This window comes from Streptomyces sp. Je 1-369 (assembly GCF_026810505.1).
Taxonomy (GTDB): Bacteria; Actinomycetota; Actinomycetes; order Streptomycetales; family Streptomycetaceae; genus Streptomyces.
In genome coordinates this window covers 4,818,709-4,840,479 of the sequence record NZ_CP101750.1, presented here as the reverse complement: position 1 = coordinate 4,840,479, position 21,771 = coordinate 4,818,709, and the positions used below count along the sequence as shown (strand labels likewise).

Below are 21,771 nucleotides of genomic sequence, written 5' to 3'. Positions count from 1 at the left end.
CGTAACCAGCCCCCCAACCGGCCCGTCACCAGCCCCCAACCGGCCCGTAACCAGCCCCTACTCCGACGCGGGCAGCAGGAAGCCCTGCTGCACGAGGAGCCTGATCTGCGCGGGCGTACGGTCCCGCAGCAACACCGGGTCCTCCCCGACCAGTTGCGCGATGGCATCCAGGATCCGCCCGGCGCTCAGCGAGCCGTCGCAGACTCCCGCGAACCCGGCGCCCACCGTGTCGACCTTGGTGGCCCGCCGCATTCCGCGGTTCTGGCGCAGCACGACGTGCTCCGGGTCCTCGGCGCCCGGCAGTCCGACCTGCTCCTGCACGACCTCGTCGGCGAGCTTGAAGTGCGCGGCGAGCAGCGCGGCGTCGTCGTGGGCGCGCAGGTACTCCTGCCGCTCGAAGAACTCCCGCACCGTGTCGCCGAGCGGCTGCTCGACGGGGTGCGGCCACTCCTCGACGGTGACGGACGGCTCGGCGGCAGCCGTCTTCCTGAGCGTGATCCAGCCGAATCCGACGGCACGCGTGCCCCGCGCCTCGAACTCGTCCAGCCACGCGTCGTACCGCGCGGCGTACTCCGCGGAGTCCGTGCGGTGGTCCCCCGCGTCGCGCAGCCACAGCTCGGCGTACTGCGTGATGTCCTGCACCTCGCGCTGCACGATCCAGGCGTCGCAGTCGCGCGGCACCCAGGACCGCAGCCGGTCCTGCCACTCCTCGCCCTCCACGTGCTGCCAGTTGGCCAGGAAGTGCGCGTATCCCCCTTCGTTCAACCGCTCCCCCGCCTCCTGAACGAGCGAGCGGCACAGATCGTCCCCGCCCATGCCGCCGTCCCGGTACGTGAGCCGGGCGCCCGGCGAGATCACGAAGGGCGGGTTGGAGACGATCAGGTCGTACGTCTCGTCCGCGACCGGCGCGAAGAGCGAGCCCTCCCGCAGATCGGCCTCCGGGGCGCCGGACAGCGCCAGGGTGAGCCGGGTGAACCGCAGGGCCCGCGGGTTGAGGTCGGTCGCGGTCACGCGCGTGGCGTGCTGCGCGGCGTGCAGGGCCTGGATGCCGGAGCCGGTGCCGAGGTCGAGGGCGTTCCCGACGGGGAGGCGCACCGTGATGCCGGCCAGCGTGGTGGACGCGCCGCCCACGCCGAGGACGACGCCCTCCTCGTGCTTGCCGATGCCGCCGGCGCCGCCGACCGCGCACCCCAGGTCCGAGACGATGAACCAGTCCTCGCCGCTCGGCCCGCCGTACGGCCGCACGTCCACCGTCGCCCACAGTCCGCCGTCCCGCTCGGCCAGCCAGTCGCTCTCCAGGAGTACGTCGACGGGGAGAACGTCGGCCACGCGCGCGTGGGGCACCGATTCCTGCAGCAGGAAGAGGCGTACGAGCGCCGGGAGGGCCCCGTCCCCGCGCGTGGCCCGCAGCGCGGGCACGGTCTCGCTGCGGGCCAGCGCGGTGTAGGCGGGGGCCCCGAGCAGCTCGAGCAGCCCGTCGGCGGTGAAGTCGGCGGCGAGCAGCGCGTCGCGCAGGGCGGCGGCGACGTCGGCGCGGTCGGACGAGGGCAGGGGAAGGCTGGCGTTACTCACCCCTCCATTGTGGCCCGCCGGGCGCGCCGATGCCCTCGACACCGCGTGGGCACCGAGGGCATCCCTTGCGGAAGGGTCAGCTCTTGGCGGAGGGCGTGGCGGACGCGCTCTTGCAGCTGTCCTGCTTGCCCATCGCCTTGCCGACCTCCCCCTCCTGCAGCTTCTCCAGGGCCTCGTTGCCGCTCTTGCTGAGCTTGTCGAGCTCGCCCGCGACGTCCTTGAGGCCGTCGGCGAAGTCCGCCTGGTTCTTGGTGTCCAAGCCGTCGACCTGCTTCTTCAGGTCGCCGTACGACTTGGAGATGGCGTTGAGTTCCTTGACCGCGTCGTCGGTCTTCTTCTTGCCGTCGTCGACCGGGGGCGCGCCCGCGTTCTTCACGGCGTCGCCCATCGACTTGTAGGCGTCGGACATGTCCTTGAACGCCTTGGAGTCGGTCTTCTGGACGTCGCCCGGCGAGCTGTTGTCGGAGGTCTCCTTCTGGATCGCGGCGTTGGCGCCGGCGATCTTCTTCGACTGCGGCTGCACCGAGTCACAGACCTTCTTGGCCCAGTCGTCCAGCTTCTTGTTGCCGTCGTCGCTGCACCCTGACAAAGCGAGTACCAGTACCGCACCGCCGGACAGTGCGGCTGCAAGCTTCTTGTTCACCGGATTGGTCCCTTCCATGGCTCTCGGCCCCGGAACTTACACGCCAACTGGGCGACATCCGCATGCCGGGGGCTCGGTACATCCGCTATTGCAGCCATTTGCACCAAGCGGCGTACGGGAACGGGGCGCGAGAGAAGGCTCACGGATCTCTCCGCGGACACACGCAGGGCGGACGGCGCATCAAAAAGCGCCGTCCGCCCGCGTGTTGGGCAGAGCCCGACTAGGAGTCACCGAGTCGGGTCATGAGACCGCGGCCCTACGAGACCACGGCCGGATCGGCCGGCTTCGCCACCCGCTCGGAGTTGCCGTCGTCCCCGACGGCGATACCGCGCCGCTTGGAGACGTAGACCGCACCGATGATGACCGCGATGGAGAGCGACGCGATCAGCGCCCGCATCCCGACGCTGGCGTCGTCCCCGTAGCTGAACTTGACGACCGCGGGCGCGATGAGCAGCGCCACCAGGTTCATCACCTTCAACAGGGGGTTGATAGCGGGGCCCGCGGTGTCCTTGAACGGGTCGCCGACCGTGTCACCGATGACGGTCGCGGCATGCGCCTCGCTGCCCTTGCCGCCGTGGTGCCCGTCCTCGACGAGCTTCTTGGCGTTGTCCCAGGCACCGCCGGAGTTGGCGAGGAAGACCGCCATGAGCGTGCCGGTGCCGATCGCGCCCGCGAGGAACGAGCCGAGCGCGCCGACGCCGAGCGAGAAACCGACCGCGATCGGCGTGAGCACGGCGAGCAGACCCGGTGTGGCCAGCTCGCGCAGCGCGTCCTTGGTGCAGATGTCGACGACGCGGCCGTACTCGGGTTCCTCGGTGTAGTCCATGATCCCGGGGTGCTCGCGGAACTGCCGCCGCACCTCGTAGACCACGGCGCCCGCCGACCGCGACACCGCGTTGATCGCCAGCCCCGAGAAGAGGAAGACGACCGCGGCGCCGAGGATCAGGCCCACCAGGTTGTTGGGTTGTGAGATGTCCATCACAAGGTTCATCGGAGCGCCGTCGCCGAGTTTCTCGCCGACGTCCTTGGCCGCTTCCGCGATGGCGTCGCGGTACGACCCGAAGAGCGCCGACGCCGCGAGGACCGCGGTCGCGATGGCGATGCCCTTGGTGATGGCCTTGGTGGTGTTGCCGACGGCGTCCAGGTCGGTGAGGACCTGCGCGCCCGCGCCCTCGACGTCGCCGGACATCTCGGCGATGCCCTGCGCGTTGTCGGAGACGGGACCGAACGTGTCCATGGCGACGATGACGCCGACCGTGGTCAGCAGTCCCGTACCGGCGAGCGCGACCGCGAACAGGGCGAGCATGATCGACGTACCGCCGAGCAGGAACGCCCCGTACACGCCGAGCCCGATCAGCAGCGCGGTGTAGACGGCCGATTCCAGACCGATCGAGATACCGGCGAGGACGACGGTGGCCGCGCCGGTGAGCGAGCTCTTCCCGATGTCCTTGACGGGACGCCGGGTGGTCTCGGTGAAGTAGCCGGTGAGCTGCTGGATCAGCGCGGCCATCACGATGCCGATGGCGACGGCGATGAGCGCGAGAACCCGCGGATCACCGTCGTGGCCCTTGATCGCGGCGTCGGTGACACCGTCCAGGTCCGCGTACGTGGACGGCAGATAGACGAAGACCGCCACGGCCACGAGGACGAGCGAGATGACGGCGGAGATGAAGAATCCGCGGTTGATGGCGCTCATCCCGCTGCGGTCGGAGCGCCGGGGCGCCACCGCGAAGATGCCGATCATCGCCGTCACGACGCCGATCGCCGGGACGAGCAGGGGGAAGGCGAGCCCGGAGTCGCCGAACGCGACCTTGCCGAGGATCAGCGCCGCGACGAGCGTCACGGCGTACGACTCGAAGAGGTCGGCGGCCATACCGGCGCAGTCGCCGACGTTGTCGCCCACGTTGTCGGCGATGGTCGCGGCATTGCGCGGATCGTCCTCCGGAATGCCCTGCTCGACCTTGCCGACCAGGTCGGCGCCGACGTCGGCGGCCTTGGTGAAGATGCCGCCGCCGACTCGCATGAACATCGCGATCAGCGCGGCGCCGAGGCCGAAACCTTCGAGCACCTTCGGCGCGTCGGCCGCGTAGACGAGCACCACACAGGAGGCGCCCAGCAGACCGAGCCCCACCGTGAACATGCCGACTACGCCGCCCGTGCGGAAAGCGATCTTCATGGCCTTGTGCGAGACAGCGGTGAGATCCTTTTCGGGTTCACCTTCTGCCGGAGTGGCCTCTCGGGCGGCGGCTGCGACGCGCACATTGCTGCGTACGGCGAGCCACATACCGATATAGCCGGTGGTCGCCGAGAACGCCGCTCCGACCAAGAAGAAGATCGATCGTCCGGCGCGCTGATTCCAGTCGTCCGCGGGCAGCAGCATGAGCAGGAAGAACACCACGACGGCGAATACGCCGAGTGTGCGCATCTGCCGACCCAGATAGGCATTCGCGCCTTCCTGGACCGCCGCCGCGATCTTCTTCATGCTGTCGGTGCCCTCGCCCGCCGCGAGTACTTGTCGTACGAGCACACCCGCGACGACGAGCGCCGCCACCGCGACGGCTGCGATCACCATCACGATGAGACGGTTGTCATCTGTCAGGACTGCGGCTGCGAAGGTTGTGGGTTGGTCAAACTCATGAGGGGTAGAAAGCCCCGCCATTCGTCCTCCTTGACGCTTGGGCTGAGCTCAAGATGTGGACGGATTGTAGGGAGCGGAACCTGATCAAAACAGAGCGCCACAAACGGAATTGACCTGAGATTGCTTCTCAGCAAATGATCGCGCGTCTGGATTGGCCCCGAAAGCGGTAATGCCTCAAAACCGTTGACAGTTGACCGGTGAGTGATCGGAGCGAGATCGTCGATCTAGGGCCGTATAAGATCAGAAAAAGAAAAGGCCCAGTTCACCGTGGTGGTGACGGGGCCAGGGGACGCCGGGGCGGACGTCGGAACGCGGACGGCAAGCAGGCGTATGGCGCCCGGAAAGTGCCCGTGAGTGTCAGGGTGACGCCGCCCGGCACTGATCGACACCGCTGGACGCCACGTGGAACTGCTTGGCGGCATCGGCGCGGCGCGGGGCTACTCGGAGGCACTCGAACTCGGAGTCACTCGAAGCCGCTGCGAGCCGCTCGCTGGTGTGTGGGGTGTTCCTCAGCGCACAAGGGGTGCTTCTCAGCGCACGAGCGGCGCGGGCGTCGTCGGCCAGCTCATGCGGATGAGGCCGCCGGCCTCACCGGCCGTGACCTCCACGTCGTCCACGAGGCCGCTGATGACCGCGAGGCCCATCTCGTCCTCGCCCTCGGCATCCGCCTCTTCGCCGTCGTCGAAACGCACGCCGGGCGCCCGGTCACCGGGAGCCGCACGGGGGGCCTCGTCGCCGACCTCGATGGAGAACTGTTTCTCGTCCTCGATCAGCGCAACCCGCACCGGCGCCGTCACTCCGCTGCTCTGATGCAGCCCGACGGCGCGCGTGCAGGCCTCGCCGACCGCGAGCCTGACCTCGTCGAGAACGGCCTCGTCCACCCCGGCCCTGCGCGCCACCGCGGCCGCCACCAGACGGGCGGTCCTGACGTGCTCGGGCAGGGCGCTGAAGCGGAGCTCAACGGTGGCCATGCATCCCCCTCGACATACGCACGTGCTGTCAGGGGGCCGGGCCGCAGGCCCGGTCCCCTGCTGTACTGCCGTCCCGGGCCCAGGGGCCCGGGAGGTCAGGCGCTCGGTCGAAGGCCACTCAGTCGGTGGCCGCGACCGCTTCCTCGACCGAGGTGTGAATGGGGAACACCTTGGTCAGACCGGTGATACGGAAAATCTTGAGAATGCGCTCCTGGTTGCAGACCAGGCGCAGCGAGCCCTCATGGGCACGCACACGCTTCAGGCCGCCGACCAGCACGCCGAGCCCGGTGGAGTCGAGGAAGTCCACGCCCTCCATGTCGACGACCAGATGAAAACTGCCGTCGTTCACCAGCTCGACCAACTGCTCGCGCAGCTTGGGCGCGGTATAAACATCGATTTCGCCACCGACCTCGACGACCGTACGATCGCCGACGGTACGGGTCGACAGGGACAGGTCCACGGATCCTCCAGCACCTTGCTATCGAGCGGTCATCCCTCGGGACACCTCGGCAGAGCCCCCAGGACGGATCGCCAGCCGCGATGGCATTCAATCACTTACCGGCAGGCGTGCACGACGCCTTCGGACCATTGTCCATCTCGCCAGTGACACACTCGATGCCGATGGCCAAAATTTCTCCTCCCGGAGGACCCTCTGCGGGCGCCCCGGCACGCACGTCCCCGCGGACCGTTCTTGACCGGCTCACCGCGGGGCCGAGCCGTGCATCGCGCGTCACTCATACGGAGCACCTGCCCCCACGTGAGGCCCGGTATGCAGTCTGGCCCGACCGCATCCGTTCCGAGGTCATATCCGCCGTCCAGGCCGCCGGCATCGAGCACCCCTGGGCGCACCAGGCGCTTGCCGCCGAGCACGCCCTGGACGGGGAATCCGTGGTCGTCGCCACCGGCACCGCTTCCGGCAAGTCCCTGGCGTACCTCACCCCCGTCCTCTCCGCCCTCCTGGACGGCTCGGAAGCACCCAACGGGCGCGGCACCACCGCCCTGTACCTCGCGCCCACCAAGGCCCTCGCCGCCGACCAGCGCCGCGCCGTCCGCGAGCTGGCCGCCCCCCTCGGCAACGCGGTGCGCCCCGCCGTCTACGACGGCGACACCCCCTTCGAAGAGCGCGAATGGGTCCGGCAGTACGCCAATTACGTCCTGACCAACCCCGACATGCTGCACCGCGGGATACTCCCCTCCCACCCGCGCTGGTCCTCCTTCCTGCGCTCCCTGCGCTACGTCGTCATCGACGAGTGCCACACCTACCGCGGCGTCTTCGGCTCCCACGTCGCCCAGGTCCTGCGCCGCCTGCGCCGCCTCTGCGCCCGCTACGGCTCCGAGCCCGTCTTCCTCCTCGCCTCCGCCACCTGCGCCGACCCCGCGGCCTCCGCGGAGCGCCTCACCGGCCTCCCCGTGCAGGAGGTCGCCGACGACGCCTCACCCCGCGGCGACCTCGTCTTCGCCCTCTGGGAACCCCCTCTCACCGAGCTCCACGGCGAGAAGGGCGCCCCGGTCCGCCGCACCGCCACCGCCGAGACCGCCGACCTCCTCACCGACCTCACCGTCCAAGGCGTCCGCTCGGTCGCCTTCGTACGCTCCCGGCGCGGCGCCGAACTGATCTCCGTGATCGCCCAGGAACGCCTCGCCGAAGTCGACCGCTCCCTCGCCCGGCGTGTCGCCGCCTACCGCGGCGGCTACCTCCCCGAGGAGCGCCGCGCCCTGGAGCGCGCCCTGCACTCCGGCGAACTCCTCGGCCTCGCCGCCACCACCGCCCTCGAACTCGGCGTCGACGTCTCGGGGTTGGACGCGGTCGTCATCGCCGGCTACCCGGGCACGCGGGCCTCGCTCTGGCAGCAGGCCGGACGCGCGGGACGGTCGGCGCAGGGCGCGCTGGCCGTCCTCGTCGCCCGGGACGACCCGCTGGACACGTATCTCGTCCACCACCCCGAGGCGCTGTTCCAGCAGCCCGTCGAGTGCACGGTCCTCGACCCCGACAACCCCTACGTCCTGGCGCCCCACCTCTGCGCCGCCGCATCCGAACTCCCCCTGACCGAAGAGGACTTCACCCTCTTCGGCCCCACCACCGAAGAACTCCTCCCGCAGCTGGAAGCCGCGAAGCTCCTCCGGCGCCGGACCAAGTCCTGGCACTGGACCCGCCGGGAGCGGGCCGCCGACCTCACCGACATCCGCGGCGAGGGCGGAAAGCCTGTCCAGATCGTCGAGGAGGGCACGGGCCGGCTCCTCGGCACGGTCGACGCGTCCGCCGCGCACACGAGCGTCCACGAAGGCGCGGTCCACCTCCACCAAGGGCGTACGTATCTCGTCCGCCACCTCGACCTGGAGGACTCGGTCGCCCTCGTCGAGGAAGCCGCGCCGCCCTACTCCACGACCGCTCGCGACACGACGGCGATCTCCATCCTGGAGACGGACACGGAGGTCCCCTGGGGCGCGGGGCGCCTCTGCTACGGCTCCGTCGAAGTCACCAACCAAGTCGTCTCCTTCCTGCGTCGCCGCATCATCACCGGCGAGGTACTCGGCGAGACCAAGCTGGACCTCCCTCCTCGTACGCTCCGGACGCGCGCGGTGTGGTGGACGGTGACCGAGGACCAACTCGACGCCGCACGCATCAACCCCGAGATCCTCGGCGGCGCGCTGCACGCCGCCGAACACGCGTCCATCGGCATGCTGCCGCTCTTCGCCACGTGTGACCGATGGGACATCGGCGGCGTCTCCGTCCCGCTGCACCCGGACACGCTCCTTCCCACGGTCTTCGTGTACGACGGCCACCCCGGCGGGGCGGGCTTCGCCGAGCGGGCCTTCCACACGGCCCAGGAGTGGCTCACGGCCACGCGCCAGGCGATCGCCTCCTGCGAGTGCGAGGCGGGCTGCCCTTCGTGCATCCAGTCCCCCAAGTGCGGCAACGGCAACGATCCGCTGCACAAGCGGGGGGCGGTGCGGTTGCTTTCGGTGCTGTTGCGCGATGCGGGGGCCGGCGGGGCGCCTTGAGCGGTGTCTGCGGTGGGGGTTCGTCTGGCGTTGCGTTGCTGCGCGGGTGCGGCCGGGGGGGGGCGCACCTACTCCCGCTGGACGTCGCGGGGTGAACGGCTGGGCGGGTGGGCGAGTGGGGAACATCCGCCGCGCAGCGGCGGGCTTGGTGCTCCTACCCGCGCAGGGCGGTGCACGGGGGACAGTTCGGCGCTCCTATCCGGTGGGGCAACGCCCCGGATGTCACCGGGCCCGCCCGGGATCTGACCGTCGCGGTGAAAGGGCCCGCCGAAGACGAGACCGAGACCTCTGAGGTCTCGCCCCGCAACCCGCACAGAACCATTCGCGCACCTTGTGCCGCAGCCACCCGCCCCGCCCCCGCGCAAGCCGCATCGGACCCCGCAGACCACCGATCCGCCGCCGCCAGCGCCGCCAGGTCCGCCGCGCCGCCCGCCCGGTGCCGAGCCACGACGACCTGCGTCATCGCGAGCACCGCACCGCAGATCACGCCGAGTACGGCCATCACGACGACCACCCACACCGTGGCGGCTCCGCGATCGCGTCCCGCACCTGTCCACGTATCGACTCTCATACGGCCGCCCCCACGCTCTCCTCCGCCAACGCCACCGCTTCGGAACGCAGGCGCAGACCCAGCCCCAGCACCTCCGGGCCCGGGGCGTCCGCCACCACCTCGACCCGCACGAGGTCGGCCTCACGTCGCACGGATACGTTCGCCCCGCGCGGCGCCGCCTGCCGGGCCGCTGCCACGGCCGCCTCATCGGGGTCCTGACGGGCCGCCGCCCGCGCCCCGGCCCTGGCGGCGTCCACGCACTGGATCTGCGCGGAGGCCGCCAGCAGCGTCCAGATCAACGCCATCGTGAAGAGCACCAGCGTCGGCAGCACCACGGCCGCCTCCGCCGTCACGAACCCCCGGTCCGAGAGGCCGGGTAGGCGCGCCCGAAGCCGGGCGAGGCACCGCTGCCGCCCGCCCTCAGAACGGGACATCGAGCGCCTTCTCCACCAGCGCCTGCAGCGCCGCCTTGACCTGTCCGCTCGTCACCACCTTGTAGAGCAAGCCGGCGAAACCCACCGCCGCGATCAAGCCCATGGCGTACTCGGATGTCACCATCCCGGCATCTGGCCCCAGCGACCCCCGCGACGACCGCGCCCTTCGCCTCAGACCACACGTCCACCGCATCATCCGCCCCCGCATTTCAACCTCCGTCATGACGTGCTCGAAAATGTTTCTTCAGGTCCCTGTTCGTGTTTCGTGTTCGGCGCCTTCGGTCCTCAGCCCGCGCTCAACAACCCCTCCGCCAGTCCCATCACCACCGGCAGCACCCCGACCGCCACGAAGGCGGGCAGGAAGCACAGGCCGACCGGGGCCGTCATCAGGACCGCCGCCTTGCGTGCTGCGGCCGTCGACGCTCGGGCGCGGTCCGCCCTGGCGTCCGCGGCCAGGCGGGCCACCGGGTCCGCCGCCGGTGCGCCGGATTCGCCCGCGCGCGCCAGGAGGCGGGCCAGTGGGGCGGCACCCGGTATCGCACTCAACTGGCGCCACGCGTCCGAAGGTTCGCCGCCCAGCCGTACCTCTGCCGCGCCTCGGGACAGCCGTACGCCGACCGGACCCTGCAAGGACTCCCCCACCGCCTGCGCCGCTGCCGTCGGACTCGCTCCGGACGCGATGCACGCCGCTAAGAGGTCAGCCGCCAGGGGGAGTTGACGGGCCGCCTCCTCCGTGTCGTGATGCCGGCCCTCGGAACCTTCGCGCTTCTGGCGAATGCGGCGCCAGGCCAGGTGTCCTACCGCCGCCGCGGCCAGAACCCCCAACACGCCACCCGCCAGCACGTAGACCGCACTCGCCGTTCCGGCCGGTAGCAGCCAATCGCGTTGTACAGCCCAGCCGTTCAAGCGCGCTTTCCGGACTCCGGTCTTCGACGGCCGCGTCTCGGGCAACGCCCTGTCCACCCGCCTCCTCTGCGCCCTCTCCTTTCGCGCGGCCAGCGCCGTCAGCGTGAGCCACAGCACGGCTGCGGCAACCCACACGATCACCCCCAGCCTGTGGACAACGTTCACCGTTCCTCCGCCCCTCGCACGATGCGCAGCGCCCACCACACGCCGACGCCCTCCAGGACTCCGCCCACGGCGAGACACGCCAACCCGGGGCCGGTGTGGAGCAGCACCCGCAGCGGCTGTGCTCCCAGCGCGCTGCCCATCAGCAGGCCCAGCAGCGGGAGGGCGGCCAGCATCACGGCCGTTGACCGGGCGCCTGCCAGTTGGGCTCGCAGGTCGGCGCGTTGGTCGCGTTCTGAGCGCAGTGCGGCCTCCAGGCGTTCCAGACCGGCGGCGAGGCCCGCGCCCCGGTCCACGGCGACCCGCCAGCACGCCGCCAACCCCAGGAGGCCCTCGGCGCCCGGCTCCCGGGCCGCCGAGCGCAGCGCACCCGGCACGTCGCCGCCGAACCGTGTCGCGGCCAGCACCGCACTCCGGGCGGCGCCGGTGCCCACCCCGGCGTCGACAGGGTCGTGGAGTGTCAGGCGCAGCGCATCTCCGGGCTGGCGTCCCGCCCGCACCTCGGCCCCCACCTCCCCGAGCAGCGCGATCACCGCGACCTCGCGTCGCTCACGTTCCCGGCGCGCGGCCCTGGCCCTCCGCACGCCCGCCGCCAGCGGCACCCCGGCCACACCCAAGGCCAGCGGCACCACCGACTCCCCCAGCAGCGCCACCACCGCCCCGGCCGCCACGCACCACCATTCGGGACGCAAGCGGCCACGGGCTGTTTCGACCAGTCGTTGCCGACGCGGAGTTGCGGGTGGTTGTGCGGCGTGGGGTGGCAGGAGTTTCCGGAGGCGCCGTGACGCGTGATCCCGTCGGGTCAGCAGCCAGGCCGCGACACCCGCGCACATCGTCAGCGCCGCTGTCCATGCACCCATCGCCGTGGTCATCGATCCTCACCCCCGCCTGTGAGGAGGGTGTTCAGGCGGTTCCAGCCCTGCTCCCGGGTGAAGGCCCGCTCGCCCCATCGCAGTGCCGGTACCGTCACCACCAGACCCGACGCGGCTCGCTCCAGGACGTGCACCTCGGCCATGCGGCGGCGGCCCGCCCGGTCGCGTACGAGATGGATCACCACCGACAGGGCGGCCGCCAACTGGCTGTGCAGGGCGGCCCGGTCGAGGCCCGCGGTCGTGCCCAGGGCTTCCAGGCGTGCCGGTACGTCTCCGGCCGCGTTGGCATGCACCGTGCCGCACCCGCCCTCGTGCCCCGTGTTCAGCGCCGCCAGCAGATGCACGACCTCCGCGCCCCGGACCTCGCCCACGACCAGGCGGTCCGGGCGCATCCGCAGGGCCTGGCGCACCAGGTCGTCCAGGCCGACGGAGCCTGCTCCTTCCTGGTTCGCGGGCCTGGTTTCCAGGCGCACCACGTGCGGGTGGTCGGGTTTCAGCTCCGCCGAGTCCTCGGCGAGCACGATCCGCTCCTTCGGGCCCACCAGGCTCAGCAGCGTGCTCAGCAGGGTCGTCTTGCCGGTGCCGGTGCCGCCGCTGATCAGGAAGGACAGGCGGGCGTCGAGCAAGGCCCGCAGGATCGGCTCGCCGTCCGGCGGGATCGTCCCCGCCGCAGCCAACTCCGCGAGGGTGAAGGCCTTGGGGCGCACGACCCGCAGGGAGAGGCAGGTCGAGCCGACCGCCACTGGTGGCAGGACCGCGTGCAGGCGGGTGCCGTCCGGCAGGCGTGCGTCCACCCAGGGCCGCGCGTCGTCGAGGCGGCGGCCCGCCACGGCTGCGAGGCGCTGCGCGAGCCGCCGGAGTGCGGCGGCGTCCCGGAACGTGACGTCCGTGAGCTCCAGGCCGCCGCCCCGGTCCACCCACACCCGGTCGGGCGCGGAGACCAGCACGTCGGTCACGGAGGCGTCCGAGAGCAGCGGTTCCAGAGGACCCGCCCCGACCAGCTCCGAGCGCAGTTGTTCCGCCGCCCCGAGGATCTCCGTGTCGCCGAGCACCCGGCCCTGGGCCCGCAGCGCTTCGGCGACCCGGGCGGGGGTCGGCTCCGTCCCGCTCTCCGCGAGCCACTGCCGCACCCCGTCCAGCATCCGGGCCCCCACGACCGCGCTCATACGCCCCCTCCCACGGCGTCGACCGGCAGTCGGCCCCAGAAGGCAGCGCAGAACCGCGCGAGCGGCCCGCGTGCCACGCCTCCCGGTGGCGTCCCCGAGGCCTGCTGGGCCGCCAGGCCCGCCTCCCAGGGCACTTCCCCGGCCAGCGGCAGGCCGAGGAGCCCCGCGACCTCCTCCGAGTCGAGCCCGCCCGGTGCCGGACCTCGCGCCACCACCACCCGCAGATCCCGCAGCGCCATGCCCGCGGCCGCAGCCACCCGGCGGGCCCCCGCGACGGCGCGCAGCTCCGCGGGCACCACGAGCAGCCCCAGGTCCACCTGCGCCATGGCCTCCGCGACGGCCTCGTCCATCCGGCGCGGCAGGTCCACGACCACCGCGCCGCCCCGCCTGCGAGCCGCCGCGACGACCGCCCGCACGGCTTCGGGGGCGACCGCGACGGTCTCTCCCCGGTCCCAGCTCAGGACCCGCAGCGCGTGCATGTGGGGCAGCGACTCCTCCAGCGCGCCGCCTCCGACCCTGCCCCGCGAGGCGGCGAAGGCCGGCCAGCGGAGCCCTTCGGCGTCCTCCGCGCCGAGGACGACGTCCAGGCCGCCGCCCAGTGGGTCCGCGTCGACGAGCATCGTGCGCCGCCCTTCACGGGCCGCCGTGACCGCGAGGGCACAGGCCAGAGTGGAGGCGCCGGCGCCTCCACGGCCGCCGAGGACCCCGACGGTGAGCGCGGGGCGCCGCACGCCCTCGGCCACATCGGCGATGCGGTCCACGAGCCACTGCTCGCCGTCCGGCAGGACCAGCACGTGGTCGGCGCCGATCTCCACGGCCCGCTGCCAGACTCCGGGATCGTCCTGATCCCGCCCAACCAAGACGACTCCACGCCGTCGCACGGCCCCGCGCACCCGGTCCGCCGCGTCGTCCCCGACCAGAACGAGCGGTGCCGCGTCCCAGCTCCCCCGCCGCTCGGGCCCTCCGTGATGCACCTCCGGCAGCGCCCCCGCCGCGGCACACAGCCGCAGCAGGTCATCCAGCAACTCCACGTCCTCCGTGACGATCAGCGGTCCGCCCTGTCGGCCATCGGCCTGCATGGCCACGGCACTTGAAATGACTCCACCCACGATCCCGTCCCCCTCTTGGCACATGACTCCTGTTAATGCCGCGCTCGTCACCCGCGAAGAACCTGGCAAAGCAATCCGGCCATGAACTTCGCGAGTGGAACGGGCGGAATCAGCGTGCAGCGGCGCTGGAAAGCGTGTGGATCTTGGTCAATAACTGTGGACAAGACGGTGCTTGTGAATAACCCGCTCACCCATACCGGTGACATCCCACGGCCATCACCATGACTTCCACAGAGCAGCCCTGTGACTACACACAGTGACGAACCTTGGGCAGGGCGACGCGCGGTCGAGAAGGCAACGAGAACGGCTCAAGGGCCGGAAGAGGATCGACGGAGGGTTCAAAAACCCATCCGGACATGCGACGACCCCCGCCGGGGGGGAGAGCGGGGGTCGTCCCCACGGTCCGACTCGGGGGGGGAGGAGCCAGACCGGGTTAGCACGGTCGCGAACGATCCGTGACTTCCATGGTGTACCCGAGAGCCTTCTCAGGCAAACCCACGCGCCTCAGCTTACGCCGAATGGTGGGCGCCTATGCTCGGCCTCGTGGAAAACCACTCCCTTCCCCGCACTGCCGCGTTCTTTGACCTGGACAAGACGGTCATTGCGAAGTCGAGCACTCTCACCTTCAGCAAGTCGTTCTACCAAGGCGGCCTGATCAACCGCAGAGCAGTACTGCGCACCGCGTACGCGCAGTTCGTGTTCCTCGCGGGCGGAGCCGACCACGACCAGATGGAACGGATGCGTTCATATCTGTCCGCGCTGTGCCGCGGCTGGAACGTGGAACAGGTCAAGGAGATCGTGGCCGAGACGCTGCACGACCTGATCGACCCGATCATCTACGACGAGGCGGCGTCCCTGATCGAGGAGCACCACACCGCGGGCCGCGACGTCGTCATCGTCTCCACGTCGGGCGCCGAGGTCGTCGAGCCCATCGGGGAGCTCCTCGGCGCGGACCGCGTGGTGGCGACCCGCATGGTGGTCGGGGACGACGGCTGCTTCACGGGCGAGGTGGAGTACTACGCGTACGGCCCCACCAAGGCGGAGGCGGTCAAGGAGCTCGCGCGGTCGGAGGGGTACGACCTCGACCGCTGCTACGCCTACAGCGACTCGGCGACCGATGTGCCGATGCTGGAGTCGGTCGGACACCCCTTCGCGGTCAACCCGGACCGCGCGCTGCGCCGGGAGGCCCTCACGCGCGCGTGGCCGATCCTCGACTTCAACCGTCCGGTGCGCCTGAAGCAGCGCCTTCCCGCGCCGCCCCGGCCCGCGCTCGTCGCAGCCGCCGCGGTCGGGGCCGCCGCGGCCACGGCGGGTCTCGTCTGGTTCGCCAGCCGACGCCGCGCGGTCGCGGGCTGACCGAACCCCCACGGGCCCCTTCGCGGCCGGGCCGTCATGCCTCCGACACGAACTGTCCGCTTCGCTCCTATTTGAACCCAAAAGTAAAGAAGTGCGGCCAGGACTTCCGCTTACCCCAGGACAGGAGTACAAAGGAGTCAACGGCCCGCGAGACCAAGGACATCCGAGAGGATCACCTTCAAACGCAGTAAAGGCCCCACGGACCGAAGCATGAACACCGAGCACCCACGCGACGTCGACCCGTCGATTACGGGCCAGCCGCACCAGGTGACGGGCAACGTCCCGACCTGATGGGCAACACTTCGAGGACGCTTGGTAACCCGGTGAACATGCCAGCGGCGGTACGGCTTCCGTACCGCCGCAACCCTGTTCGGGACCGCCGCACCCCTCTCCGGGACCGCCGCAACCCTTTTCGGGCCCCCTACGCCGCGCCGCGCTGCAGCGCCTCGCAGACCGCCGTCGACTCCCTGACGCCCAGCTCGACCGCCTTCCCGCAATGGGCGATCCAGGCCGCCATACCCTCGGGCCTGCCGGACGCGTAGCCGTCGAGCGCCGCCACGTAGGCCGCCCGCCCCAGCTCTGCGTACCCCGCCTCGGCAGGGCAGACCGACTTCGGGTCGAGGCCGCTGCCCACCAGGACGATGCGTTCGGCCGCGCGCGCCACCAGGCCGTTGTGCGAGCCGAAGGGGCGGAGGCTGACCAGTTCGCCGTGGACGACGGCCGCCGTCACCAGCGCAGGCGCCTCGCTGCCCGCGATGATCAGCTGCGAGAGACCCTCCAGGCGGCCCGCCACCTCGTCCGCGTCCGGCACGGGAAGCTCGACCAACGGTTCGTCGACGGGCTCGCCGGCGAGCCGCGGGCGGCCCGCGCCCTCCGTGGAGTCGGCCGCGCCGACCAGGTGCAGACGCGCGAGGACCCGCAAAGGAGACTGCCGCCAGATGGACAGGAGCTGCCCCGCCTCCGCGGTGAGCCGCAAGGCCGCGCCGACCGTGCGCTCCTCGCCGTCGCCGCTGAAGTCGGTGCGCCGGCGCACCTCTTCGAGCGCCCAGTCGGCGCCGGAGAGCGCCGCGGAGCCCCGGGCGCCGCGCAGTGCCGCCTCGGAGGTGATCTCGTTGCTGCGGCGCCGCATGACCCGGTGTCCGTAGACCCGGTCCACGGCCCTGCGCACGGAGTCCACGGAGTCGGCCACGCCGGGGAGGGCCCCGAGGGCCGCGAGCGGATCGGCTGTCGTACTCATGAGTACGACCCTACGTACTTCCGGGCCGCGCTCCACGAAGGAGTGGTCTTCTTCACGCACATGACGCACGCATGGTGAGCAAACCGCTACGCTTCGTGATTATGAAAATCGCTTTCGTAGGGAAGGGCGGCAGCGGCAAGACCACGCTGTCCTCGCTCTTCATCCGGCACCTCGCCAGTACTGGCGCGCCCGTCATCGCGGTGGACGCCGACATCAACCAGCATCTGGGTCCCGCCCTGGGCCTCGACGAGGCGGAGGCCGCCGAGCTGCCCGCCCTGGGCGCGCGCCTGCCGCTCATCAAGGACTATCTGAGGGGCTCCAATCCGCGGATCGCCTCCGCGGACACGATGATCAAGACGACGCCCCCCGGCGAGGGCTCGCGGCTCCTGCGGGTGCGCGAGGACAACCCCGTGTTCGACGCGTGCGCTCGAACCGTGGAACTCGACGACGCCACCGTCCGTTTGATGGTCACCGGGCCGTTCACCGAAGCCGACCTCGGTGTCGCCTGCTACCACTCCAAGACAGGAGCGGTGGAGCTCTGCCTGAACCACCTCGTCGACGGCCGCGACGAGTACGCGGTCGTGGACATGACCGCAGGCTCGGACTCCTTCGCCTCCGGCATGTTCACCCGCTTCGACATGACGTTCCTGGTGGCCGAGCCGACGAGGAAGGGGGTCTCCGTCTACCGCCAGTACAAGGAGTACGCCCGTGACTTCGGCGTGAGCCTCGCGGTCGTCGGCAACAAGGTGCAGGGCCAGGACGACATCGACTTCCTGCGCGAGCAGGTCGGTGACGACCTCCTGGTGACCGTCGGGCACTCGGACTGGGTGCGCGCCATGGAGAAGGGGCGCCCGCCGCGCTTCGAGCTCCTGGAGGAGGAGAACCGCCGCTCCCTGCGGGCGCTGCAGGATGCGGTCGACGCCTCGTACGAGCGCCGGGACTGGGAGCGGTACACAAGCCAGATGGTCCACTTCCACCTGAAGAACGCGCAGAGTTGGGGCAACGAGCGGACGGGGGCCGACCTGGCCGCCCAGGTCGACCCCGCCTTCGTGCTCCGTGAGCGCATGACCGCCACGGCCTGAGCCCAGACGTCGGTCCCGGGCCGGGACGCCGGGCGCTACCGCTTGTCCGCCGGAGCGCCCGGGACGCCCTTGGGGGCCGGTGCGGGCCGCGCGGAGAGGAACGCCGACCAGCCCCCCTTCGGCGCCTTGCCGACCGGCAGTCCGGTCAGCCTCGCCAGCACCTTCGGGTCCTGTGCGTCGAGCCAGTCCGCGAGCTGGCGGAAGGAGACGCAGCGCACGTCGCGCTTGGTGCAGACCGTCTCGATGGTCTCCTCGATGGCGCGCATGTACGTGCCGCCGTTCCAGGACTCGAAGTGGTTGCCGATGATCAGCGGCGCGCGGTTGCCCTTGTAGGCGCGTTCGAAGCCCTGGAGCAGACCGTCACGCATCTGGTCGCCCCAGTACTCGTGCTGGGACGGGTCGCCGTGCGAGGTCGAACCGGACTGGTTGACCATGAAGTTGTAGTCCATGGTCAGCGTCTCGAACTTGCGGCCGGGGACCGGGACGAGCTGCATCGACAGGTCCCACAGCCCTTCCTTCTTCTTGGGCCAGGCCTGGTTGTTGACGCCGCTCGTGTCGTAGCGGAAGCCCAGCTCGCGGGCGGCACGCATGAAATTCTTCCGGCCTTCGAGGCAGGGCGTGCGGGCGCCGATCAGTTCCTTGTCGTAGTCGAAGGGCAGGGGCTGCGCCTTCTTCGCGCCGGTGTTGGTCTTCCAGGCCTTCACGAAGGACTTTGCCTGGGTGATCTCGTCCTTCCAGTCCGCGACGGACCACTCGCCCACGCCGCCGCCCTTGCCGCAGAAGTGGCCGTTGAAGTGCGTGCCGATCTCGTTGCCTTCGAGCCACGCGCCGCGGAGCTGCTCCACGGTGTCCTTGATTCCCTTGCGGTCGTTGAAGCCGATGTCCGAGCTGCCCGCCATGTGCTGCGGCGGCTTGTAGAGCTTCCGCTTCCCCTCGGGAAGCATGTACACGCCGCTGAGGAAGTACGTCATCGTCGCGTCGTTGCGCTTGGCGACCTTGCGGAAGTGTGAGAACAGCTTCTGACTGTCCTCCCCCGCCCCGTCCCAGGAGAAGACGACGAACTGCGGGGGCTTCTGGCCCGGCTTCAGGCGGGCGGGTCTGGGCAGGTGCGGCTGTTTGCCGGTGAAGGCCGTGGAGCCGTCACCGATCATCCGGACGGCGTTCTTGGGGGCGTGGGCACCGGCGCCCTTCTTCGGGCCCTGCGTGCCTTCCTTCGCGCCGGTGCTGCCGTCGGCGCAGCCGGACAGTGCCGCTCCGCACGCCACGAGGGCGGTCAGGCTCGCGGTGATCCTCCGGGTGGCGGCCATGTTCCGCCCACCTACTTCCGTGCAAGTCGGGACAATTCCGACCGAACGTCGCACGGCATCCGGAATCAAATGTTCCGACGAGCCGATTAAATTCTTTATTCACTCATCAGGGTGACTGATTGCACCATTTGCCCTGAAAATCCATCCCGGACCTTTACTCTGGATTACGATCCGTTTACCGAGAGTTGAGAAATCCCGCCGCTGCACGCCGTGACCCACGGCCGCGATATGCCCTCCAGAGATCTTCGGAGGACCCCTTGTCCCGCGACCGCGCTGCCCCGGAGGAGACGGGAAACATGTCTGCCTGCGTCCCCACCCGCACCCCTGACTCGGCTCACACGCCTCGCGCCAACAACCCCCACGCCCCGCCACCGGGCAAGAGGTTCCGCATCGCCGGTGCCGACCTCTCCGCATCGGTCGCCGTCTTCCTGATCGCCCTGCCGTTGTCGCTGGGCATCGCCCTCGCCACCGGAGCGCCGCTCCAGGCGGGCCTCGTCGCCGCCGCCGTCGGCGGCATCCTCGCCGGAGCGCTCGGCGGATCACCACTACAGGTCAGCGGCCCCGCCGCCGGCCTCACCGTCGTCACCGCCGACCTCATCCACCGGTACGGCTGGCGCACCACCTGCGCCATCACCGTCCTCGCCGGACTCGCCCAACTCGGCCTCGGTTGCCTGCACGTGGCCCGCACCGCGCTCGCCGTCAGCCCCGCCGTCGTCCACGGCATGCTGACCGGCATCGGAGTCACCATCGCCGTCGCCCAGCTGCACATCGTGCTCGGCGGCACCCCGCAGAGCTCCGTGCTCGACAACCTCCGGGCCCTCCCCGCCCAACTGGCCGACCTGCATCTGGCCGCCCTGGCGATCAGCCTGCTCACCCTGGCGATCCTGCTGCTCTGGCCACGGATTCCCGGCCGTGCGGGGCGCTTCACCCGCGTCATGCCCGCGGCCCTCATCTCCGTCGCCGCCGCGACGGCCGTCTCCGCGCTCGCCGGACTCCGGGTCGACGAGGTCGACCTGCCGTCCTGGCGCAGCCACGCGCTGGCCGGGCTGCCGGAAGGGCCCGCGCTCGGCCTCGTCGCCGCCGTGCTCACCATCACGTTGGTGTGCAGCGTGCAGTCGCTGCTCGGCGCCGTCGCCGTCGACAAGGTCATCGCCGGTCAGGCCGACCTCCACCCGGGCGTGCGCCGCGCCGACCTCGACCGCGAGCTGCTCGGCCAGGGCGCGGCGAACATCGTGTCCGGAGCGCTCGGCGGGCTACCCGTCGCCGGAGTCGCCGTGCGCAGCATGGCCAATATCCGGGCGGGCGCCGTGAGCCGGAACTCCACGATGCTGCACGGCGTTTGGGTAGTAGTCGCCGCGCTGCTCCTGGTGCCCGTCCTGGAGCTGATCCCCCTCGCCGCCCTTGCCGCGCTCGTCATGGTCGTCGGCATCCAGATGGTCAGCCTCAACCACATCCGCACCATCACCCGCCACCGCGAGATCGTCGTCTACGCCGTCACGAGCCTCGGCGTGGTCTTCCTCGGTGTCCTCGAAGGCGTGGCTCTCGGCGTCGCCGTCGCCGTGGGCGTCTCCCTGCACCGGCTCGCCCGCACCCGCATCACCCACTGCGAGGACGACGGTGTCCATCACGTGCGGGTGCGCGGGCAGTTGACGTTCCTCGCGGTGCCGAGACTCAGCAAGGCACTGCACCAGGTGCCCCACGGGGCCGACGTGATCGTGGAGTTGGACGGATCTTTCATGGACCATGCCGCGTACGAATCGCTGCAGTGCTGGCAGGACGCGCACACCGCGCACGGCGGCAGTGTCGAGGTCACCGGCCGCGCCGGGACTCGTATCTCCGTGCCCGCCGGGGGTTCAGGACCGGGGAGCCGGGAGCTGGTGGGCGCGTCCCACTCCTGTTGCAGGCCGTGGGCCCCATGGCGCAATCACCACTGCGACCGGCCGCAGGAGGAGCGTCAGGAGGGACAGGAGGGGCGTCGGCCCAGCGGGCACCAACTCGCCAGCGGGATCAGCGCCTTCCAGCGGAACACGGCACCTCATGTGCGGGGCGAGCTGGCCCGGCTCGCGCGTGAGGGACAGCAGCCCGCACAGCTCTTTCTGACCTGCGCGGACTCCCGCGTCGTCACCTCGATGATCACGTCGAGCGGTCCCGGTGACCTCTTCGTCGTCCGCAATGTGGGCAACCTGGTGCCGCTGCCGGGCGCCGAGAGCGGGGACGACTCGGTGGGCGCCGCGATCGAGTACGCGGTGGATGTGCTCGAGGTGCGGTCCATCACCGTGTGCGGGCACTCCGGATGCGGTGCCATGCAGGCGCTGCTCAACACACCGCCGGGCGGCGCCCAGACCCCGCTGAAGCGGTGGCTGCGGCACGGCCTGCCGAGCCTGGAGCGCATGGGCGCACAGGACAGGGCGTGGGCGCGTCTCGCCGGGCGCGCGCCCGCCGACGCGGTCGAGCAGCTCTGCCTCACCAATGTCGTACAGCAACTGGAGCACTTGAGGGCGCACGAGTCGGTGGCGCGCCGACTTGCCGAAGGTGATCTTGAGCTGCACGGTATGTACTTCCACGTCGGTGAGGCACAGTCCTATCTGCTGACGGAGGGCAGCGGTGCCGAGCCGCTTCCCGACGAGGTCTTCGACCAGGTGGCGCCCACAGCACAGGCCGAAGTCGAGCGGACGCCCTCCGGGTGACCCCGCCGAGTGCCCCCTCCGCGTGACCGGCCGGGAAACGCACGAGTAAAGGTCTAAACCAATTTTCGGCAGGCCC

At 70.7% G+C, this 21,771-nt stretch carries 18 protein-coding genes; 4 read left to right on the top strand and 14 right to left on the bottom strand.

All coding sequences use genetic code 11. From position 1 onward, the window contains the following. Positions 1–57: 57 nt before the first annotated feature. The 5 genes from NOO62_RS22140 to bldG all read right to left on the bottom strand — a co-directional run bounded on the left by NOO62_RS22140 (position 58) and on the right by bldG (position 6,284). Positions 58–1,572 carry a class I SAM-dependent methyltransferase gene (locus tag NOO62_RS22140; RefSeq protein WP_268772631.1) on the bottom strand — a complete coding sequence of 505 codons (1,515 nt, stop codon included), beginning with the start codon at positions 1,570–1,572 and terminating at the stop codon, positions 58–60. 76 nt (positions 1,573–1,648) lie between these two features. Continuing rightward, positions 1,649–2,233 (bottom strand): small secreted protein, encoded by a 585-nt coding sequence (locus NOO62_RS22135; RefSeq protein WP_268772630.1) that lies wholly within the window; start codon positions 2,231–2,233, stop codon positions 1,649–1,651. A gap of 238 nt (positions 2,234–2,471) precedes the next feature. Next, a complete protein-coding gene (locus NOO62_RS22130) occupies positions 2,472–4,874 on the bottom strand; it encodes a sodium-translocating pyrophosphatase (RefSeq protein WP_268772629.1) in 2,403 nt (800 codons plus the stop codon). A gap of 509 nt (positions 4,875–5,383) precedes the next feature. Further along, positions 5,384–5,824, bottom strand: coding sequence for an ATP-binding protein (locus NOO62_RS22125; RefSeq protein ID WP_268772628.1), 441 nt, complete (start codon positions 5,822–5,824; stop codon positions 5,384–5,386). A gap of 118 nt (positions 5,825–5,942) precedes the next feature. After that, positions 5,943–6,284 carry an anti-sigma factor antagonist BldG gene (bldG, locus tag NOO62_RS22120; protein ID WP_003975386.1) on the bottom strand — a complete coding sequence of 114 codons (342 nt, stop codon included), beginning with the start codon at positions 6,282–6,284 and terminating at the stop codon, positions 5,943–5,945. A gap of 80 nt (positions 6,285–6,364) precedes the next feature. Here bldG and NOO62_RS22115 point away from each other — a divergent pair, with 80 nt between their 5' ends. Beyond that, on the top strand, positions 6,365–8,827 hold the full coding sequence (locus tag NOO62_RS22115) for a DEAD/DEAH box helicase (RefSeq protein WP_268772627.1): 2,463 nt from the start codon (positions 6,365–6,367) through the stop codon (positions 8,825–8,827). Positions 8,828–8,981: 154 nt separating this feature from the next. Here the strand turns inward: NOO62_RS22115 and NOO62_RS22110 are convergent, their stop codons facing one another. From NOO62_RS22110 to ssd, 7 genes are all read right to left on the bottom strand, one after another. Next, a complete protein-coding gene (locus tag NOO62_RS22110) occupies positions 8,982–9,329 on the bottom strand; it encodes an Rv3654c family TadE-like protein (protein WP_414931003.1) in 348 nt (115 codons plus the stop codon). A gap of 65 nt (positions 9,330–9,394) precedes the next feature. Further along, the gene (locus NOO62_RS22105; protein WP_268772625.1) at positions 9,395–9,811 is read right to left on the bottom strand and encodes a TadE family type IV pilus minor pilin; all 417 of its coding nucleotides are present in this window, start codon (positions 9,809–9,811) and stop codon (positions 9,395–9,397) included. After that, positions 9,798–9,935 carry a DUF4244 domain-containing protein gene (locus NOO62_RS22100; RefSeq protein WP_244177928.1) on the bottom strand — a complete coding sequence of 46 codons (138 nt, stop codon included), beginning with the start codon at positions 9,933–9,935 and terminating at the stop codon, positions 9,798–9,800. Before NOO62_RS22100 ends, NOO62_RS22105 begins: the two co-directional genes overlap by 14 nt. 161 nt (positions 9,936–10,096) lie before the next feature. After that, a complete protein-coding gene (locus tag NOO62_RS22095; protein ID WP_321170593.1) occupies positions 10,097–10,639 on the bottom strand; it encodes a type II secretion system F family protein in 543 nt (180 codons plus the stop codon). A gap of 239 nt (positions 10,640–10,878) precedes the next feature. Continuing rightward, entirely contained in the window at positions 10,879–11,751 is an 873-nt protein-coding gene (locus NOO62_RS22090) for a type II secretion system F family protein (RefSeq protein ID WP_414930866.1), read from the bottom strand. Beyond that, positions 11,748–12,917: a TadA family conjugal transfer-associated ATPase gene (locus NOO62_RS22085; RefSeq protein WP_268772622.1), complete on the bottom strand. Its 1,170-nt coding sequence runs from the start codon at positions 12,915–12,917 to the stop codon at positions 11,748–11,750. The genes NOO62_RS22090 and NOO62_RS22085 overlap by 4 nt, the downstream gene beginning before the upstream one ends. Further along, complete coding sequence (gene ssd / locus NOO62_RS22080; protein WP_268772621.1) at positions 12,914–13,996, bottom strand: septum site-determining protein Ssd; 1,083 nt, start codon at positions 13,994–13,996, stop codon at positions 12,914–12,916. The genes NOO62_RS22085 and ssd overlap by 4 nt, the downstream gene beginning before the upstream one ends. Before the next feature lie 561 nt (positions 13,997–14,557). Here ssd and NOO62_RS22075 point away from each other — a divergent pair. Then, on the top strand, positions 14,558–15,382 hold the full coding sequence (locus tag NOO62_RS22075; protein WP_268772620.1) for an HAD family hydrolase: 825 nt from the start codon (positions 14,558–14,560) through the stop codon (positions 15,380–15,382). A gap of 421 nt (positions 15,383–15,803) precedes the next feature. Here the strand turns inward: NOO62_RS22075 and NOO62_RS22070 are convergent, their stop codons facing one another. Beyond that, positions 15,804–16,619 carry a Fic family protein gene (locus tag NOO62_RS22070; protein WP_268772619.1) on the bottom strand — a complete coding sequence of 272 codons (816 nt, stop codon included), beginning with the start codon at positions 16,617–16,619 and terminating at the stop codon, positions 15,804–15,806. A gap of 101 nt (positions 16,620–16,720) precedes the next feature. Here NOO62_RS22070 and NOO62_RS22065 point away from each other — a divergent pair, with 101 nt between their 5' ends. Beyond that, positions 16,721–17,701, top strand: a complete 981-nt coding sequence (locus tag NOO62_RS22065; protein WP_268772618.1) for an ATP-binding protein — start codon at positions 16,721–16,723, stop codon at positions 17,699–17,701. A 35-nt stretch (positions 17,702–17,736) separates the two neighbouring features. Here the strand turns inward: NOO62_RS22065 and NOO62_RS22060 are convergent, their stop codons facing one another. Then, positions 17,737–19,008: a hypothetical protein gene (locus NOO62_RS22060; protein ID WP_268772617.1), complete on the bottom strand. Its 1,272-nt coding sequence runs from the start codon at positions 19,006–19,008 to the stop codon at positions 17,737–17,739. A gap of 296 nt (positions 19,009–19,304) precedes the next feature. Here NOO62_RS22060 and NOO62_RS22055 point away from each other — a divergent pair, with 296 nt between their 5' ends. Continuing rightward, positions 19,305–21,695, top strand: a complete 2,391-nt coding sequence (locus NOO62_RS22055; protein WP_268772616.1) for a bifunctional SulP family inorganic anion transporter/carbonic anhydrase — start codon at positions 19,305–19,307, stop codon at positions 21,693–21,695. Positions 21,696–21,771: the final 76 nt, after the last annotated feature.

Bases quoted from the DNA above. Each gene is read 5' to 3' on its own strand.
- NOO62_RS22070 (WP_268772619.1), bottom strand. From the start codon at position 16,619: ATGAGTACGACAGCCGATCCGCTCGCGGCCCTCGGGGCCCTCCCCGGC.
- NOO62_RS22060 (WP_268772617.1), bottom strand. From the start codon at position 19,008: ATGGCCGCCACCCGGAGGATCACCGCGAGCCTGACCGCCCTCGTGGCG.
- NOO62_RS22135 (WP_268772630.1), bottom strand. From the start codon at position 2,233: ATGGAAGGGACCAATCCGGTGAACAAGAAGCTTGCAGCCGCACTGTCC.
- NOO62_RS22100 (WP_244177928.1), bottom strand. From the start codon at position 9,935: ATGGTGACATCCGAGTACGCCATGGGCTTGATCGCGGCGGTGGGTTTC.
- NOO62_RS22085 (WP_268772622.1), bottom strand. From the start codon at position 12,917: ATGAGCGCGGTCGTGGGGGCCCGGATGCTGGACGGGGTGCGGCAGTGG.
- NOO62_RS22115 (WP_268772627.1), top strand. From the start codon at position 6,365: ATGGCATTCAATCACTTACCGGCAGGCGTGCACGACGCCTTCGGACCA.
- NOO62_RS22105 (WP_268772625.1), bottom strand. From the start codon at position 9,811: ATGTCCCGTTCTGAGGGCGGGCGGCAGCGGTGCCTCGCCCGGCTTCGG.
- NOO62_RS22110 (WP_414931003.1), bottom strand. From the start codon at position 9,329: ATGGCCGTACTCGGCGTGATCTGCGGTGCGGTGCTCGCGATGACGCAG.
- NOO62_RS22125 (WP_268772628.1), bottom strand. From the start codon at position 5,824: ATGGCCACCGTTGAGCTCCGCTTCAGCGCCCTGCCCGAGCACGTCAGG.
- ssd (WP_268772621.1), bottom strand. From the start codon at position 13,996: ATGCAGGCCGATGGCCGACAGGGCGGACCGCTGATCGTCACGGAGGAC.
- NOO62_RS22130 (WP_268772629.1), bottom strand. From the start codon at position 4,874: ATGGCGGGGCTTTCTACCCCTCATGAGTTTGACCAACCCACAACCTTC.
- NOO62_RS22090 (WP_414930866.1), bottom strand. From the start codon at position 11,751: ATGACCACGGCGATGGGTGCATGGACAGCGGCGCTGACGATGTGCGCG.
- NOO62_RS22055 (WP_268772616.1), top strand. From the start codon at position 19,305: ATGTCTGCCTGCGTCCCCACCCGCACCCCTGACTCGGCTCACACGCCT.
- NOO62_RS22075 (WP_268772620.1), top strand. From the start codon at position 14,558: ATGCTCGGCCTCGTGGAAAACCACTCCCTTCCCCGCACTGCCGCGTTC.
- NOO62_RS22065 (WP_268772618.1), top strand. From the start codon at position 16,721: ATGAAAATCGCTTTCGTAGGGAAGGGCGGCAGCGGCAAGACCACGCTG.